The 17,789-nt window shown below is 44.9% G+C and carries 16 protein-coding genes; 6 read left to right on the top strand and 10 right to left on the bottom strand.

The window, feature by feature from the left end:
• Positions 1-218: 218 nt before the first annotated feature.
• Positions 219-932 (bottom strand): helix-turn-helix transcriptional regulator, encoded by a 714-nt coding sequence (locus ACZ1GZ_RS05990; RefSeq protein ID WP_472667564.1) that lies wholly within the window; start codon positions 930-932, stop codon positions 219-221.
• Between the two features lie 105 nt (positions 933-1,037).
• On the opposite strand from ACZ1GZ_RS05990, the gene ACZ1GZ_RS05985 reads away from it, so the two are divergent.
• A complete protein-coding gene (locus ACZ1GZ_RS05985) occupies positions 1,038-1,418 on the top strand; it encodes a GFA family protein (protein WP_472667563.1) in 381 nt (126 codons plus the stop codon).
• Between the two features lie 106 nt (positions 1,419-1,524).
• Here the strand turns inward: ACZ1GZ_RS05985 and ACZ1GZ_RS05980 are convergent, their stop codons facing one another.
• Positions 1,525-2,736, bottom strand: coding sequence for an ROK family protein (locus ACZ1GZ_RS05980; RefSeq protein WP_472667562.1), 1,212 nt, complete (start codon positions 2,734-2,736; stop codon positions 1,525-1,527).
• A 105-nt stretch (positions 2,737-2,841) separates the two neighbouring features.
• On the opposite strand from ACZ1GZ_RS05980, the gene xylB reads away from it, so the two are divergent.
• From xylB to ACZ1GZ_RS05965, 3 genes are all read left to right on the top strand, one after another.
• Positions 2,842-4,296: a xylulokinase gene (gene xylB / locus ACZ1GZ_RS05975; protein ID WP_472667561.1), complete on the top strand. Its 1,455-nt coding sequence runs from the start codon at positions 2,842-2,844 to the stop codon at positions 4,294-4,296.
• Positions 4,293-5,606 (top strand): xylose isomerase, encoded by a 1,314-nt coding sequence (gene xylA / locus ACZ1GZ_RS05970; RefSeq protein ID WP_472667560.1) that lies wholly within the window; start codon positions 4,293-4,295, stop codon positions 5,604-5,606. Before xylB ends, xylA begins: the two co-directional genes overlap by 4 nt.
• A gap of 153 nt (positions 5,607-5,759) precedes the next feature.
• Complete coding sequence (locus ACZ1GZ_RS05965) at positions 5,760-7,175, top strand: protein adenylyltransferase SelO (protein ID WP_472667559.1); 1,416 nt, start codon at positions 5,760-5,762, stop codon at positions 7,173-7,175.
• A 3-nt stretch (positions 7,176-7,178) separates the two neighbouring features.
• Here ACZ1GZ_RS05965 and ACZ1GZ_RS05960 read toward each other — a convergent pair whose 3' ends face one another.
• Together ACZ1GZ_RS05960 and ACZ1GZ_RS05955 are read right to left on the bottom strand one after the other, a co-directional pair.
• Positions 7,179-8,534 carry a putative bifunctional diguanylate cyclase/phosphodiesterase gene (locus tag ACZ1GZ_RS05960; protein ID WP_472667558.1) on the bottom strand — a complete coding sequence of 452 codons (1,356 nt, stop codon included), beginning with the start codon at positions 8,532-8,534 and terminating at the stop codon, positions 7,179-7,181.
• 123 nt (positions 8,535-8,657) lie between these two features.
• Positions 8,658-9,938: a glycerate kinase type-2 family protein gene (locus tag ACZ1GZ_RS05955; RefSeq protein WP_472667557.1), complete on the bottom strand. Its 1,281-nt coding sequence runs from the start codon at positions 9,936-9,938 to the stop codon at positions 8,658-8,660.
• Between the two features lie 105 nt (positions 9,939-10,043).
• Here ACZ1GZ_RS05955 and mutL point away from each other — a divergent pair, with 105 nt between their 5' ends.
• A complete protein-coding gene (gene mutL, locus ACZ1GZ_RS05950; protein WP_472667556.1) occupies positions 10,044-11,855 on the top strand; it encodes a DNA mismatch repair endonuclease MutL in 1,812 nt (603 codons plus the stop codon).
• A 125-nt stretch (positions 11,856-11,980) separates the two neighbouring features.
• Entirely contained in the window at positions 11,981-12,190 is a 210-nt protein-coding gene (locus tag ACZ1GZ_RS05945) for a DUF2093 domain-containing protein (protein WP_472667555.1), read from the top strand.
• 8 nt (positions 12,191-12,198) lie between these two features.
• Here the strand turns inward: ACZ1GZ_RS05945 and lpxK are convergent, their stop codons facing one another.
• From lpxK to ACZ1GZ_RS05915, 6 genes are read right to left on the bottom strand one after another with little or no spacing between them, the layout of a single operon-like run.
• Positions 12,199-13,230, bottom strand: a complete 1,032-nt coding sequence (gene lpxK / locus ACZ1GZ_RS05940; RefSeq protein WP_472667554.1) for a tetraacyldisaccharide 4'-kinase — start codon at positions 13,228-13,230, stop codon at positions 12,199-12,201.
• A 2-nt stretch (positions 13,231-13,232) separates the two neighbouring features.
• Positions 13,233-14,564 (bottom strand): lipid IV(A) 3-deoxy-D-manno-octulosonic acid transferase, encoded by a 1,332-nt coding sequence (gene waaA, locus ACZ1GZ_RS05935; RefSeq protein WP_472667553.1) that lies wholly within the window; start codon positions 14,562-14,564, stop codon positions 13,233-13,235.
• Complete coding sequence (locus tag ACZ1GZ_RS05930) at positions 14,561-15,274, bottom strand: lysophospholipid acyltransferase family protein (protein WP_472667552.1); 714 nt, start codon at positions 15,272-15,274, stop codon at positions 14,561-14,563. Before ACZ1GZ_RS05930 ends, waaA begins: the two co-directional genes overlap by 4 nt.
• A 34-nt stretch (positions 15,275-15,308) precedes the next feature.
• The gene (locus tag ACZ1GZ_RS05925) at positions 15,309-15,545 is read right to left on the bottom strand and encodes a DUF4170 domain-containing protein (RefSeq protein ID WP_472667551.1); all 237 of its coding nucleotides are present in this window, start codon (positions 15,543-15,545) and stop codon (positions 15,309-15,311) included.
• A 45-nt stretch (positions 15,546-15,590) separates the two neighbouring features.
• Complete coding sequence (locus tag ACZ1GZ_RS05920; RefSeq protein WP_472667550.1) at positions 15,591-16,391, bottom strand: 3'(2'),5'-bisphosphate nucleotidase CysQ; 801 nt, start codon at positions 16,389-16,391, stop codon at positions 15,591-15,593.
• A complete protein-coding gene (locus ACZ1GZ_RS05915) occupies positions 16,378-17,724 on the bottom strand; it encodes a TldD/PmbA family protein (RefSeq protein WP_472667549.1) in 1,347 nt (448 codons plus the stop codon). The genes ACZ1GZ_RS05920 and ACZ1GZ_RS05915 overlap by 14 nt, the downstream gene beginning before the upstream one ends.
• Positions 17,725-17,789: the final 65 nt, after the last annotated feature.

Here is a 17,789-nt window from a genome sequence, read left to right as displayed (position 1 = left end):
ACTTAGTATTTCATTGAGTTTCCAATCGGAATTTAAGGAATTTCTCCCCCTCACAATCTATCTCGCCCATCCGACATATGCGCGGCAATATCGTTAGGATCAATTTCAGACAGTCTTATAAATCGAATTTCACTACTCTAACTGAGATCCTTTAATTAAAGCTTGGGTCAATGATCGACTAATGATGATGTGAGTTAAAACAATGGCATCTAAAGTAACTAATTAGCATCATCCGGCATCTCATATTGTTTACGTTCTTCATCCATCGCATTGCGCCATTCAGCTCTTAAAAGATCCATACGGCGTGGAATCTTCTCGATTAATACTTCTCCTGCAACGATGCGGTCTGTTCGAAAATATCGAAATCCGTTTCGAAGCTCACACCAGGCGGCTATAATTCGACCCCTTTCACGGTAACCTAAAAGGATTGGCCAGATAATTCGCTGGGATTGCTCCCCGTGGTTATCTTCATAGGCCAAAGCCAATTTAAGTCGATTGCGAATGGCATGGCGAATTTCAGCAGCATCGAGTACTTCAGCGGATTGGTCCACTGGCGCAACGCTGACGACAGGCTGCATAAAAGAAACATCAAATTGTTTTGGGGCAACAGTTTTGATTTTTGTCAGTAATTTATCCGCAGCAAGTGCAAGTTCAGGTTCTCCGCGAGTTTTGACCCATTGAGCTCCCAAGATTGCAGCCTCGATCTCGTCAGAGGTTAACATTAACGGGGGCATATGGAAGCCGTCCTCCAATACATATCCAACACCGGCCTCCCCCTGGATGGGAACCCCTTGCGCAATCAACGCGGCGATATCGCGATAGATTGTTCTTTTGGTGACCCCTAATTCTTCTCCAATAGACTGGCTCGAGATGGGTCCACTCGCACGTCGAAGAATTTCAATAATTTCAAACAACCTGTCGCCGCGTCGCATGTCGCATCCCCATTCCTCAAAACAAACATACTGACATCATGCTGACAGTACGGTGTCAGCATAGGGGTGGTAAAATTAGATATCAAATCAAAATGAGAGGAATTGATGATGACAATAAAGGGAAGCTGTGCTTGCGGATCGGTCCGTTTTGAAATTGAAGGTACGCCATCATCACTTGGCACATGCCATTGTTCTCGTTGCCGAAAATTAGGATCTTCTACGATTATTTTTATTACTCGAAATCAGTTCAAATTGATTTCTGGAGAAGCGGATATTGAGACAATAAAACCGAGTGATCCTTTCACATATACCAGATCATTTTGCCGCTCTTGCGGCACAGCTCTTGGAGAACCGCTTTCTCCTGATGAGAGCTTTCCCATCAATGCGCATTGTTTGGATGACGACCCCGGAGTTGAACATTCATTTAACGAATTTACTGAAGATCGCGCTGTCTGGGAAAGCATCCCCGATGCAAAACCTGTTTAACCTCAACGCAACCTGAGAATTTTAATGAAAACCCTTTTCGCGCCTGCCCCATCAATCTATTTAGTTGGCGCTAATAACACAATTGCGGACACCCAAGATCAAAACGCTATGAGCTGCCAAAAGCAGCTTGTTGATCGAGCCACTCTAGACCTACTATCGAACTTCCGTTTTCGACATGCATTAGTGCATTGCTTGATTGTGTAAAAGAAACATCGATTTGCGTGTGAAAGCGAAAATGATCATTAAGTGATTGCCGAATTTCGTTTTCCATCAAATCAAGTGCCTGCGCACCACGGCCAACAAACACCACAGGGAAAGCGTCAAATAATCCAAACATGATGGCTAGCCCAAAGCCGATTGCGCGACCCGCCTCACGAATGGCCTCTCTTGCTGGACCGTCTGATTTTTTTGCATCTGCAATGATATGGGCAATATCTTCGCTAGTGACTTGTTTGTCTGGTAACGTATTTGGATCTAACTGATGTGCGCGCCTCCAAATGGCGTAGTCACTCGCATATGCTTCAACACAACCATGTTTTTTACACCGGCACAACGCGCCATCATTCCCTTTAAAGGAAATATGCCCCAGTTCCGAAGCAGATGATTTTGCCCCTTGAAAGGGCTCACCATCGATATATAAACCAAGGCCAATACCATAGGACATGAGAACCGCAGCAAAAGTTCCCTCAGCATAAGCTTTATCTTTTGAGAGGCTTCTGGCTATCATTGCGCTATCATTTGCAACGATCACTTCTGCATTGGATAATTGCGATAAATGATCCGCAAATTTCAAACCACTCTCAGACAAAATAGGCGACCACAAAATCTCTTTGCCGTCATTATTTGTTAAGCCTTGCACACCTAAAACGAAAATGGATGGCGTAGTCTTTAGCGTAAGCCCATCGAGCATTGAGATAATGAATTTGGCAACCTCCTGCCCGCTCATATCATCTAAAGAAACCTTTTCCTGAACAGTGGCTATCTTTTCGCCAACGTAATCTACCACCGATAAAGAAATGGAATTATATGTCAGCGATCCGGCAACAACAAATTTGTAGTTTGGATTGATGTCCAATTGTACCCGCGGTCGCCCATGAGAGCTGCTTGCTTGATTTGAACTATCCGCTTCGCAGACCCTAATAATCCCATCATCAAGCAACATCGTGCTGACATTGGTGACCGTACCGGGACTTAGATCCGCAAGCCGACTAATTTCTGTTCGAGATTTTTTTCCATGCAACCGAAACTGCGAAATTATGCGCAATCGATTCTGTTTTCTGACGTCATCAGAAAGGTAAACCTCTTTAGTTTTGCTCAATCAACTATCCTTTAAATAAGCCCTTATCCGTAATAACCTGAAAACCTTCTTGACATCAACTCAGTAAAATGTAATTTTTTAAGGGTTAAATTAAATGAGGTGGGAATGTTTATAGGTTTAGATCTTGGCACATCAGGTGTCAGAGCTATTTTAATGGATGAGGCACAAAAGATGATTGCCTCCGCTGAAGCTCACTATGATGTCACACGTCCCCATATCGGCTGGTCAGAGCAGAACCCACAGGATTGGATTGATGGCTGCAGAACGGCACTCTCGTCATTAAAAACGGAAAATCCCGGCCATATGTCTGCCGTGAAGGCGATTAGTATTTCAGGGCATATGCATGGTGCAACGCTGATCGATGCATCCGATGCAGTCTTGCGCCCTTGTATCTTGTGGAATGACACACGCTCATCGAAAGAAGCGCAAGCGTTTGATGAAAACCCAATTTTCAGAAAACTGTCGGGCAATATCGTCTTCCCAGGATTTACAGCGCCCAAGCTTGCTTGGGTTAAAAACAATGAAGCTGATATTTTTGATCGAACTGCTAAAGTGTTGTTGCCAAAAGATTTCCTACGACTTTGGCTGACAGGCGAGCATGTGTCTGAAATGTCCGATGCGGCTGGCACATCCTGGCTCGATGTTGAAAAGCGCAACTGGTCAGATGAGCTGCTTGAAGCTTCTGGCATGTCAGCTGATCAAATGCCAAGCCTTGTAGAAGGTAGCGAAGCTTCCGGGGAATTGCGTTCCGAATTGGCATCTGAATTTGGCATGCAAAATGGTGTTGTGGTTGCAGGTGGTGCCGGTGATAATGCGGCATCAGCTTGCGGTATCGGCGCAACCGGTGAAGGTGAAGCTTTTGTATCTTTAGGTACATCAGGTGTTTTGTTTGCTGCGAATAATTCTTATCTCCCTGATCCTGAAAGCGCTGTGCATACATTTTGCCATGCGATACCTTCCATGTGGCATCAGATGGGTGTGATCTTATCTGCGACCGATAGCTTGAACTGGTTGTCAAACATTACAGGCCAAAAACCATCCGACCTGACAGCCGCACTTGGATCAGAAATCAAATCTCCCAATGCGGTTAAATTCCTGCCCTATCTTTCAGGCGAACGCACTCCGCATAATGACAGCACCATTCGTGGCTCATTCTCCAATATCGATATTGCCAGCACATCGCAGGATCTAACCCAAGCTGTGATCGAAGGTGTAAGCTTTGCGTTACGCGATAATTTAGAGGCCCTGCGTCAGGCGGGAACTGAACTTGATCGGATTATCGCAGTGGGTGGCGGCTCACGCTCAGATTATTGGCTAAGCCTATTGGCAACTATTTTGGGCAAACCAATTGATTTACCTGAAAAGGGTGATTTTGGTGCTGCATTTGGCGCAGCTCGCTTAGCGCAAGCTTCTGTTTCAAACGCACCAATTGATCAGATTATGTCTTTGCCAAAAACTGCAAAAAGTTTTGAACCAAATTTAAATATGAGTCAGGCGTTTGATGACGCGTATCAACAATACCGCGCATTATACCCTGCATTAAGAGGAGTGTACTCATGAAAACAGGTTTCTTTTCAGGGATCGAAAAAATAAAATATGAAGGGCCGAATAGCACAAATCCGATGGCTTTTCGTCACTATAATCCCGATGAAATGGTCATGGGTAAACGCATGGAGGACCATTTGCGTTTTGCCGTTGCTTATTGGCATTCTTTTGCTTGGGAAGGTGGCGATCCATTTGGTGGGCGCACTTTTGACAGACCGTGGTACCCGCAAGATGAAATGGGCAATGCAAAACTAAAAGCTGATATTGCTTTTGACATGTTCGAAATTCTGGGTGCACCCTATTACTGCTTCCATGATGCGGATGTGCGCCCGGAAGGCGCCAATTATGCTGAAAGCAAGCGAAACTTAGAAGAAATCGTTGGAATTTTTGAACAAAAGCAAGCTGAGACGGGCATAAAACTTTTGTGGGGAACGGCAAATCTGTTCTCGCATAAGCGCTTTATGTCAGGTGCGAGCACAAATCCGGACCCGGATGTGTTTGCCTATTCAGCGGCTACAATTAAGTCGTGCATGGACGCGACGCACAAATTGGGTGGTGAGAATTACGTCCTCTGGGGTGGTCGCGAGGGCTATGAAACACTGCTCAATACTGATCTTGGCAAAGAAGATGCGCAAATGGGCCGTATGCTCAATATGGTGGTTGAATATAAACACCAGATTGGCTTTAAAGGCACAATTCTTGTTGAGCCAAAACCACAAGAACCAAGTAAGCATCAATATGATTATGATGCGGCAACATGTTATGGGTTCTTAAAGCGACACGGTTTGGAAAATGAAGTGAAGCTTAATCTCGAACAAGGCCACGCCATCCTAGCTGGCCATAGTTTTGAGCATGAGATTGCGACAGCTGCTAGCCTTGGCATGTTGGGCTCGATTGATATGAACCGCAATGACTATCAGTCTGGCTGGGATACCGACCAGTTCCCCAATAACGTGCCTGAAGTCGCGCTTGCATATTATCACATCTTAAAAGATGGCGGCCTTAAAACAGGCGGCACAAACTTTGATGCGAAAATCCGTCGTCAGTCTGTAGATGCAGAAGATCTGCTACACGGTCATATTGGTGGCATGGATATCTGTGCGCGCGGTCTTAAAGCAGCAGCTGCAATGATCGAAGATGGAACACTCGATAGTTTTGTTGAAGATCGTTATGCCGGTTGGAAAGGCGATGAAGCACAGAAAATGCTCAATGGAGAATATGGTCTTGAAGAAATTTCAAGCTATGTCGAGCAAGCGGATGTGAACCCTGAGCCAATTTCAGGGCGTCAAGAATACCTTGAAAACGTCATCAACCGCTTTGTTTAAGAGCTGATTTGATGAAATCCTCCCTGTGAATACATTTGTATTCGAAGATGAGCGCCAATCTGATTGGCGCTCTTTTTTATTTGCCCATTACAACTTGCGCTCTGGCACCCTAAATGTACGATACTCAAACAACTCGTATGCAGAGATTTTTAAATGCCTCATCCTTATAGCCCGTCCACACAGCATCTCAATTTAGGAGAGGCATTTTTTGATCCAGTGGAAGCTGCAGATTTTCCCAAAACCATATTGCGATATTGCAACCAAGCAGCTGCAAAAACGATCGGGCTTGAAACGCTTTCCGAAGAAGAATGGCTCGCACATTTTGGCCGTTTCAAACCATTACCTAAAAATCTTCAACAGCCATTGGCGCTTCGCTATCATGGCCACCAATTCCGCAGCTATAACCCCGAGCTTGGTGATGGACGGGGGTTCTTATTTGCACAAATGATTGATGACAAAGATCGCTTGTTAGATCTTGGTACAAAAGGCTCTGGGCAAACACCATGGTCGCGCGCCGGTGACGGACGCCTAACGCTTAAAGGTGGCGTGCGCGAGGTTCTTGCTACAGAACTGCTCACCGCCCTTGGGGTCAATACATCCAAAAGCTTTAGCCTGATTGAAACAGGTGAACGGCTTTACCGCAATGACGAACCCTCCCCTGCACGGTCAAGTGTTTTGGTACGTCTTAATCACAGCCATATTCGTATCGGAACGTTTCAGCGACTTTTATATCTAAAAGATCACGAGAATATTGAGAAATTGGTGAATTACGCGATTGAGAACTATTGGCCTGAGGCAAAACAATCTGACAATCCTGTATTGGCGTTTTTCAAACTGGTGGTGAACGCTGTTGCGAAAATGGGTGCGCAATGGTTCGTAGCAGGCTTTGTCCACGGTGTGCTCAATACTGATAATATCACCATCACAGGTGAAAGCTTTGATTATGGTCCATGGCGTTTTCTACCCAATTTGGATGCAGATTTTACCGCAGCTTATTTTGACCATTCTGGTCTTTATGCCTTTGGGCGCCAGCCTGATGCTTTACAATGGAACTTGGCGCGATTGGCAGAATGTTTGATCCCACTTTGCGATATTGATGAACTTAAATCAGCTATCGAAGGTTATTCACCTATTTTTGAAGCTGAGCTTCAAAAGCTCACGTTAAAGCGTCTTGGGCTCAAAGACGTAGGTTCAGAACCACATCCGCTTATACCGCTATATTATAAAACGCTCCAAGACAGTGATGCGTTATTTGAACAGGCATTTTTTGATTTAGCGGGTGGTGCCAAACAAGAAAGACTCACCCAAAGCCCCAATGCAGAATTTTATAGAACGGGAGAAATGGGTGTTCTGATCACAAATATTCGAAAATGTGAAACCTTGCCAAATATCGATGCTTATCTTGATAACGAACTTACAAAGCCCGGTGCAAAAGCGACAACATTGCTCATAGATGAAGTTGAAGATATCTGGTCAGAGATTGCAGAAAAAGACGACTGGTCAGCGCTTGAAAATAAAATTGAACAGATCAGGGCATACGGAAATCTACAAAATCTACTTTCGGCTTAGTTCTTAATATTGAAAGTTTAGCGACGAACCGCGTGGTAAAATACCCAATGTTTCCAGATACATGCAAGTATCCTTAGCATTTTGTGCTTTACCGAATAAATAGCCCTGCCCGTAAGCACAGCCCATTTCTCTGAGCATGTCGGCTTGTTCTTCCGTTTCGATCCCTTCAGCCACGGCTAATAGATCAAGACCATAACACATGGTTAGGATTGCTTTGACGATGTGCTCGGTTGGACGGTCATCGGTGATTTTGCTCACAAAAGCGCGGTCAATCTTGACCTTATCAAATGCGAAATCACGCAATCGACCAAGGCTGGATTGGCCTGTACCAAAATCGTCCAGCGAAATACCAACACCGGCGGCGCGCAGCTCGTTCATGATTTTATTAGCTGTATCAGGATCGGTCATCATCGCAGTTTCAGTGATTTCCATTTCAACCGCGCGTGCATCGATCCCTGAACGATGCAGGATTTGGATGATTGAAGCCGCTGTGCTTGGATCTACAAGTTGTGCAGATGACAAGTTGAACGATAAGAACATACCTTCCGGCCATGTTTGCGCAACCTTGACTGCTTTTTTCAGCAGCACTTCAGTTAAGCTATCGATAAATCCACGCTCTTCAGCCAATGGAATAAATGCGCCAGGTGAAACAAATCCAAGTTCGCGATCTGTCCAACGCGCTAAGCCTTCAAATCCAACAGGAATGTTGGTTGATAAATCAATGATTGGTTGGAAGTGAACTTCAACTTCGTCAGCTGTGATTGCACGACGTAACGCTTGCTCAATTTGAGTGCCACGTTTGATCTGATCAGCAATTTCTTCCGAATAAACAGTGATTTGGTTACGGCCACGTCGTTTAGAACGATATAGCGCTGTGTCTGCACTTTCGAGCAATGAATTTTCATCTTCGCCAGCAAATGGGTAGATGGAAAATCCAAAAGAAGATGACAAACGCACATTTCGGTCGCCCAAATCATATGGCGCTGAACAAACTTCGGCTAAAACCTTGCCAAGTTTTGTGGCATTTTCCTTATCGAAAATGAGGGGCAGTAAAAAGCCGAATTCATCGCCATTCAGGCGAGCGCATGTAGCACCTTCAGGAAGACAGCTTTTCAAGCGATGTGCGATCTGGCTTAGAATTTCATCGCCAGCTGCATGCCCAAACAAATCATTAATGGGCTTGAACCCATCGATATTCATGATGCCGACTGTAAATGGAGCGGGGTCCATCGCACGTTCATCAACCAAACGCAGTATCTTGTCGATCAAGCGTCGGCGATTACCCAGACCCGTTAATGGGTCAGTAAATCTTGAGGAATCTTCCGCAATTTCATTCGATCTTGTGGACGCTAAATCCATTTAATCAAAGCCCCAGTCTCACATTTGATTACTAATCTTTTCGTTCGTGGGACTATAATTAAGGGACAATTGTTAATTTTATACTATCAGTTGTCCCTCAGATTACGTATCAAAATCGGCCTGTTAGCCGTTTTTTGCGATGTAAATCACGCGTAAATCATTGACATTTGTCAATGTTGGGCCTGTTTTATACAAATCTCCTATTGCTTGAAACATTGTGTAAGAATCGTGCTTTGCGAGCATTTCTTTCGCAGAATACCCAGCTGATTGTGCTCGCGTTAGAGTGTCAGGCGTGATGATTGCACCCGCGACATCTTCACTGCCATCAATCCCATCTGTGTCACATGCAAGCGCGTGGATATTTTCAGCGCCATTAAGCGCAACAGCAAGCGATAAAATATATTCGCAGTTTCGTCCGCCTTTTCCGCCTTCACCGGTAATCGTCACCGTCGTCTCACCACCAGAGATGATCGCTATTGGTTTGTCTCCATCTTTCATCTTGGCCTGATATTCAAGCGCCATTTTCGCGTGCTCTTCGCCAACTTCCTTGGCTTCACCCTCAATATCAGCACCTAGATTGATAACGTTAAATCCGAGGTTTTCAGCTCTCATACAAACTGAATTGACCATATCAGCTGGCTTAGCAACCATGACCACCTCTGATTTTTCAAAAATCTTATCGCCAGGTTTTGGTGTTTCACTTGCAGGGCTTTGCAAATGGCGGCGCACGTGATCAGGAATTGATATACCATAGCGATCAATGATTTCTAATGCCTGCTCACTGGTGCTTTCATCCGGCACTGTTGGCCCTGACGCTATGACTGAGGGGTCATCGCCAGGCACATCTGAAATTGCCATGGTGAGAACTTTTGCTGGATAAGCGGCTTTTGCTAAACGTCCACCTTTAATTGCGGATAAATGCTTGCGCACGATATTCATTTCGCCAATCGGTGCGCCGGATGCCAAAAGTGCTTTATTGATTGCTTTTTTATCTTCAAATGTAAGACCGTCCGCCGCCAAACCAAGCAAAGCTGACCCACCACCTGAAATCAGACATAAAGCCATATCATTTTCTTCAAGCGTGTTTGCAACCTCTAACAACCTTTTTGCGGCGATTTCACCACGATTGTCTGGCACCGGATGCGCAGCCTCAATCACTTCGATTGATTGGCATTGTTTGCCGTGTCCATATCTGGTAACCGCGATGCCTTCCAAGCCATCTCCCCATTTTTGCTCAACAGCGTACGCCATTGATGCAGCAGCTTTCCCTGCTGATATGACCAAGACCCGACCTTGTGGTTTTACTGGCAAATGTTTTGGAACACAGTTTATCGGGTCGGCCACTTCGAGGCCATGATTGAATAATGATTTCAGTTCGGCGACAATTTTATCAGATGAGGACAAGGATTATGGCCTTTCTTGCAGTTTTTCTTGCAAATAATGTGAAGTGTATTCGAAAAATGGGCGAAACCTCTTTTCTCATTTATTCGAATCCATGACAATAGAACGATGACCATAAAACGCTTATCAGACACGCTTGTGAACCAGATTGCCGCCGGCGAAGTGGTGGAACGCCCATCCAGTGTGGTTAAGGAGCTTGTCGAAAACTCAATCGATGCAGGTGCAACACGCATTGAAATCGCAACAGCTTCGGGCGGCAAGGCATTGTTGCGTGTGATAGACAATGGTTGCGGGATGACCAAGGATGAGTTGAGGCTCGCTATCGAGCGGCATTGCACATCCAAAATTGATGATCGATTAGACGATATAAGTTCACTCGGTTTTCGCGGCGAGGCCTTACCTTCAATTGGATCGGTGTCCAAGCTAAGTATCCGCAGCCGTCTTCCAGATGCAGAGATCGGGTATGAAATTTCTGTGCATGGTGGCACCGTATCAGACGTTCGTCCCAAAGGGACAAATCCCGGTACTCTTATTGAAGTGAAAGATCTGTTTTTTGCAACGCCTGCACGCTTAAAATTCATGAAAAGTGATCGTGCGGAAAACACAGCGATTGCAGATGTGGTCAAGCGAATAGCAATCGCATTTCCGCATATTCATTTTTCTCTGACAGGGCCGGATCGTTCAAGCATTGAATTTAAAGCCACTGGCGATGATCAATTGGCGCGAATTTCTCAAGTTTTGGGACGTGATTTCGCTGATAATACAATTGAGCTAGACGCTGTTCGAGAAACAATTTCGCTCGGTGGATATATTGGTGTTCCCACCTTTAACCGTGGGAATTCTCTGCATCAATTTGCCTATGTTAACGGGCGTCCAATTCAGGATAAAATGGTTTTATCCGCTTTGCGCGCTGCTTATTCCGACAGGTTACCCAAAGGGCGATATCCGGTCGCTGTGTTGTTTATTTCACTCGATCCGGCACTTGTGGATGTCAATGTGCATCCGGCAAAAGCTGATGTGAGATTTCGAGATCCACAGATGATGCGCGGTTTAATCATTGGTGCAATTCGGCAATCACTAGGTATTTCTGGTGATCGATCCTCCAGTACTGCATCCAGTGATATGATCAGCGCTTTTCGCGTTGAGGCTCCCGCCCCTGCAACACCCAATTGGCAGCAACACGATTTTGCATCTCAACCATCCTCAAATTGGTCGATAGAGAACTCACCATCACGACCGATAAATGATGGATTTGGAGAAACGCCACAATCGACATTTGATACGACGCAAACGCCTTCCGCCAGATTTGAAACACAGGAAGTTAAGCCGGATCATATTCAAAAACGTTTGGGTGCTGCACGCGCGCAAATCCATGAGAACTACATTTTATCACAAACAGAAGATGGCATGATCATCGTCGATCAACACGCAGCCCATGAGCGCATTGTTTATGAACGCATGAAGAAGTCTTTATTTTCAAACGAAGTTGCTGCGCAAGCATTGCTTATTCCTGAAATCATCGACTTTAGCGAAGATGAATGTGACCGATTAATGCAATTCAGCGAGGATTTTTCAAAACTGGGCCTCACCATTGAACGCTTTGGACCCGGTGCAATTGCGGTACGCGAAACCCCTGCAATCTTGGGAGAAACCGATGCATCAGCGCTGCTCAGGCAACTTAGTGATGAAATTGCAGAATGGGATGATGCTTCTGGCCTTGCTCAAAAATTAGAAGCTGTTGCATCGACAATGGCATGTCACGGCTCTGTACGTTCAGGTAGGCGCATGCAAGCAGATGAAATGAATGCTTTGTTGCGACAAATGGAAGACACGCCCGGTTCTGGCCAATGCAACCATGGGCGACCGACCTATATAGAGCTTGGACTAGAAGAAATAGAGAAACTATTTTCGCGAAGGTGACGGTAGTCGCATGCTTTAATGTACATTCCCAAAACACAATAAAACATTGCAATGCCGCCTATTGACTATTATCAAAGAGCAATCGCTGTCGTTTTGGTCATATCAATTGAAATTAAGGAACAAAGATGAATAGGTTTGATGGTGCAGCACCTGCAAAAATCCGCTACCTCGATGCTGATTTTCAAATCATTGTTCAAGGCAGCTATGTTTTATGCGCTGTTACGGGTCAAAGAATTCCAATCGATGAACTTAAATATTGGAGCGTGGCGCGCCAAGAAGCCTATATTGATGCAGATGCGTCCTATACGGCTGAAGTACAAAATATGCCGAATTAATCGTTAGACTATTTATGCTTTAAGCGACGCTTTTTGTAGTTTTCAATTGTGCGCTTGATCAGCAGTTTGCTCGTTCCAAAATCATCAAATGCCATATTGATATCTAACACTTTTACACGTTCTGCAAGTTCTTGAGAAAGACCTAACCCGGACTTAATTCGAACGAAGTCTTTGGCGGTTGTAACCAAAGTTAGATTGTTGTTATCTGCAAGTTCGAGAAGCTCTTTTATCTCGTCATCTGCGTAATAGTGATGATCAGGATAAGACATTTTTATCTCAACATTAGCACCACAGTCTTTTAGAGTTGTGAAAAACTTTTCTGTATTGCCAATTCCGGCAAAGGCCAAACACGACACTCCCGCGAAATTTTGTTCACCTGTCGGCTTTAACAATGCTGGATAAACTGGTTTTGCAGATCGTGCGGCAATTCGGATCAGTTGGTCTGCTGCACTGCCATCCCCAACAACTGCCAATGCGTCAACATATAGCATTTGACGTTTAAGTGGAGCGCGAACTGGTCCAGCTGGAATAATTTTTCCATTTCCAAGGCCGCGATATGCATCCACAACAAGCAACGCAAAATCAAAACACAAATGCGCGCTTTGAAAGCCATCATCCATTAAAATGATATCAACGCCATGCTCTATAAGTTTTTCTGCGCCTTTAATGCGATCAGGAGAAACAATGGTTGGTGCTACCATTGCCAACAACAACGGTTCGTCACCAACATATTTTGCTCCATGGTGGTCAACATCAACAAGCGTCGGCTCAGCCACGGCTCCACCATAACCACGCGTCAAAAATCCGGGTTTCAGACCCATATCAATTGCAGCTTTTGCAATGGTGATAGCAGTCGGCGTTTTGCCTGTGCCCCCGACTGTGAAATTACCAACACATAAAACCGGAATTTCAAGTTCTTCACGCTTGGCATTTTTCATTTGGCGCGTCGCCACAGCACCATAAATCCAGCCAAAAGGCGACATCAAAAACGACTTTAAACCAGGATTTTCATACCAAAAGGGAGGAGCATCCGACGCCATTTTTAACTCCCAACTTTATTACTGTTTCTGGAGCGTAAAAGACTTGATTCAATCATCAATGGGGTGAGATAGGGTTCAAGGTTTTTCACCGTGATATCCAATGAACCGCGCATAGTTAGCAATGTCGATTGACCTGCTTCAATCATCGTGTCTCTCACATCATCATTTTCCAATAAATGGAGCAGACAACTTGTTAATCCATCACCATCTTTGACAAGGCGCGCAGCACCATTTTGCAACAATGCACGATAGGCGTCTCTAAAGTTTTGCACATTTGGACCAGAAAGAATTGCGCAACCCAGCATCGCAGGTTCAAGCGGGTTCTGCCCACCTTCACCTGTTAAAGACTTTCCAACAAAGACGATATTCGTAAGACTAAGATAAAGCCCCATCTCACCTGTCGTATCTCCGATAAAAACATCAACATCAGGTGTGATATGATCACCACGCGACCGACGCGCTACCTTTAACCCCTTATCCAAGAGCATTTTTTCTATCGTATCAGACCGTTCAACATGGCGCGGGACAATAATGGAAAGCGGATTTTTAATTTTCGTCTTAATGCTTAAAAGCGTATCTGCAACGATAGCTTCTTCACCTTCAAATGTTGAAATAGACGCCCAGCTTGGTCTCAAGCTCATTTGTTTTTTCAAAATCGCAAGATCTGCTTGTGAAAAAGGCGGCAGATCTGTATCAACTTTAAGATTACCTGAAACACTCACCGAACGCGCACCAAGAGCGCTAAAACGTTCGCCATCTAAATCGGACTGTGCGATCACATGGGATAAATTTTCGAACAAGGCTTCCGCAAGTACTGGACTTTTGTTCCAACGATCAAATGAATTATCTGACATTCTGCCATTGACCAAAATTTGAGGCATACGGCGAGATCCTAGTTCGAGAATCGTCATTGGCCATATTTCGGATTCGGAAATGATTGCAAGATCAGGTTTCCAATGGTCTAGAAAATTACTGATTGCTGGTTTTAGATCCAGTGGTACATATTGGTGAATGACTTTGTCACCCAATCTGTCCCGACAAATATTTGCCGATGTCACAGTACCGGTGGTGAGAACAACACAAATATTGCGGCCAACAACTTCTTCAATCAAAGGAATAACGGCAATGGTTTCTCCCACACTTGCGGCATGGAACCAGATAAGCGGACCGTTCGGACGTGCAACTTTTGAACGCCCGTAGCGCTCGCTGCGGCGGTCTCGTTCTTCTTTGCCTTTGGCAGCACGATAGGCAAGATATGGACCTAGTAGCGGATATACAGCCGCGCCCGTCCATCTATACCCGCTCAGTATCGTGCGCGCTAAAATATTACTCATAAACTATGTCCAACCACCCCATAAGCCTCGATTGTAACGCGATTGAGTTCATCGTCAACTTTTTTACGATAAAGATCTAAATCTTCTGCTTGACAATCGGAGGGGACAAAAATCGGGTTCCCAACACGGGCACAAGCTTTGCCAAATGGTTTGTTAATTGTTGTTTTGTCCCAACTTTTTTCAATCACTTTAAAACGGCTTGTTGCCATGGCCAGTGGGACAATTGGCCGACCTGATATTTTTGCTAAACTCACGACACCACGACCAGATTTTCGTGGCTCGCTTTTTGATACATCCGCAATGACAACAATATTCTCACCCATTTTCAGCTTGTTTTTGAGGGCCAATGTTGCGGATACGCCCCCTTTTTCACGGGTGGCTTCTCGCACTCTTCCACCTGAACCTCGCACAACATTATGACCGGCAAGCTTCAGAATTCGCGCATTAATTTCTGCATCCGCGCTTTTTGAAACTAAAGCTGTTGCTTTAGTCCCGCGCGGCGCGAAGAAAGGTGTAAGCAAATGCTGGCCATGCCACAGAACAAAAATGCAAGGTTCATTTGAAAATGCAATTTTTTCCTGCTCTTTTGCATCCGGATCTGGTGTGTTTGTCTTATAAATAAACCAGAGCACAAAATATAGCATCCGTGCTGCAACAGCCTGGAACAAATTTGAGCGCAATATGGATTTAGAAATCGACCGCAGATTCAAAATGAGCTCTTTCTTTTCAACAGTCGAAGGCAGACTAGTCGTCAATACCAGGTTCTAGCAGCTTATGCATATGTACAATGAAATAACGCATGTGTGCATTATCAACTGTCATCTGAGCCTTGGATTTCCAGGCCGCAAATGCGGTCTCATAATTTGGATATATACCAACAATGTCTAAATCTTCAAGGTCACGAAAATCCATACCTTCAAGACTTTCCAATTCACCGCCAAAAACCAGATGAAGAAGCTGTTTTGATTTTTCTTCTGACATAATAATACCTTTTCAAAAGGGTGGATATTTGTGAGACGAACCCTCTTAGCTAAGCTCGAGAGCGTTTTTCATTTTCTCTGTATAGCTGGGGTGTGCAGCAATTAATAGACCATGGCGGGTTTCTGCTTTGTTATAAACAACATCTTCCAGATCAAGGTCCACCAATTGAAAACCTGCTTCCTGCACAATCAGATGTGCTGCAACCATGTCCCAATCGCGTGAATTTTTCCGAACATATATTCCGTCTGCATAGTCTTCAATCAGCCCAGCAATACGCAAAGCGAGCGAACGAACACCGCCAACTGTTTCGACATCTTTGACAAAATCTTCCGATACATATTTTGCAACTTCCTGAGGGATGATCACGCGGTGGGGTTCCAACATCATCGTCACCACATCCGGATCAACACCAATACCGTTTACAAATGCGCCATTTCCAAGCGCCGCTGAATAAAGCTTTTGACGTACCGGCGCATATAACACCCCATGAATTGGCTTGCTATCTTCGACAATCCCGATAGAAACACACCATTCATCAGTGCCTGCGATAAAAGCGCGTGTGCCGTCAATAGGGTCAACTACAAACACCTTTTGCGAAGAGAGGCGTTCACTATTGTCCTCAGTTTCTTCAGACAACCAGCCATAATCCGGACGTGCTTCAAGCAGTGTTTTTTTCAGAAATTCATCAATCTCAAGATCGGCTTCACTCACCGGAGATTTCGTAATTCCTTTATACCAGACTTCTGGTTCTTTTTTAAAATGCTTTAACGCGATTTTTCCTGCTTCAAGCGCAATAGTTTCGATCAAGGATTGATCATCGAGACTTTGAAGTTCAGTTGCCAGCAAGTGTCATTCCTTCGACGGCAATCGTGGGGGCCGCGATCGAGTATTTCGGGTCTATATCATCTGCTAACACAATACGTTTAAACATGTCCTTCAGATTAGACGCAATTGTGATTTCTGATACCGGGAATGTTAGTACCCCGTTTTCTATCCAATAACCAGATGCCCCGCGACTATATTCACCAGTAACCATATTCACGCCCTGACCAATAACTTCGGTGACATACAGCCCTGATTTAACTGAGCTAATTAGGTCATTTGCACTCATTTGACCTGGCGAAACCAACACATTTGTTGAAGATGCACCGACATTATTTCCCGCGCGGGCTCCACGTCCATTGGTTTTCAAACCAAGCTGTTTGGCAATTGATGTACTTAAATACCAATTTTGCAACACACCATCTTGAACCATCGTCATTGCATTTGCATCAACACCTTCACCATCAAATGGGCGTGATGCGGATTTGCGCGCAATTTTTGGATCATCAATAATACTCACAGCGTCCGGCAAAATCTGCTCACCCATCTGATCGCGCAAAAAACTTGTCTTTCGTGCAACAGATGCACCATTAATTGCACCAATCAAATGTCCAAAAATGCCACGCGAAACACGTGGATCAAATACGATTGTCATGTCATTTGCGGTGGGAACCTGACGGGGGTTCAAACGCTTTACCGCCCGTTCAGCGGCAGAAACCCCAATTGCCTCTGGTGCATCCAAATCGGAATAAAACACTCGTGCGTCAAATTCGTAGTCACGCTCCATAGCCGTGCCTTCGCCAGCAAGCACACTTACCGACCTACCATAACTGGAGACCGCGTAGCTACCGGAAAACCCATCGGATGTTGCCAGCACCAGACCACCCATACCAGTAGATGCCCCAGCGCCAAGCGAATTTGCAACACCCTTTACGGCCATCGCACTTTCTTCCATTGCAAGCGCTGCATCGGTCATTTCATTTGACGAGACTTCTGTTCCATCAAACAAATCAAGATTAATAACCTCATCAACCAAATCTTCTTTATTGGCCAAACAAACATAGGGATCTTCTGGAGAAACTTTGGCCATTGCAACGGCGCGCTCGGCTAACTGATGATCATCACCACCTTGACCTGCGCTTACGGAAGCAACTTTATTGCCAACAAACACCCGTAAGCTAAAATCATCACTCTCAGCACTTTGCGTATTTTCAACTTTGCCAAGCCGCACAGAAACGGATTTAGATTTGCCGCGAACAACAACTGCGTCTGCAGCATCTGCACCCGACTTTTTCGCCGCATCAATTAGTTTTTCAGCTCTCTCAAGAAGTTCTTGGGATTGTTTGGTATCTTTCATCGAAATTGGCCTTTCTCTTTGGCCCATGTATGCTTAAATTAGATTCATATCAAGACAAGACAAAA

The organism is Lentilitoribacter sp. JB5-8 (genome assembly GCF_055693385.1).
Note: the sequence above shows the minus strand (reverse complement) of the source record. Positions and strands in the feature narration are given on the sequence as shown.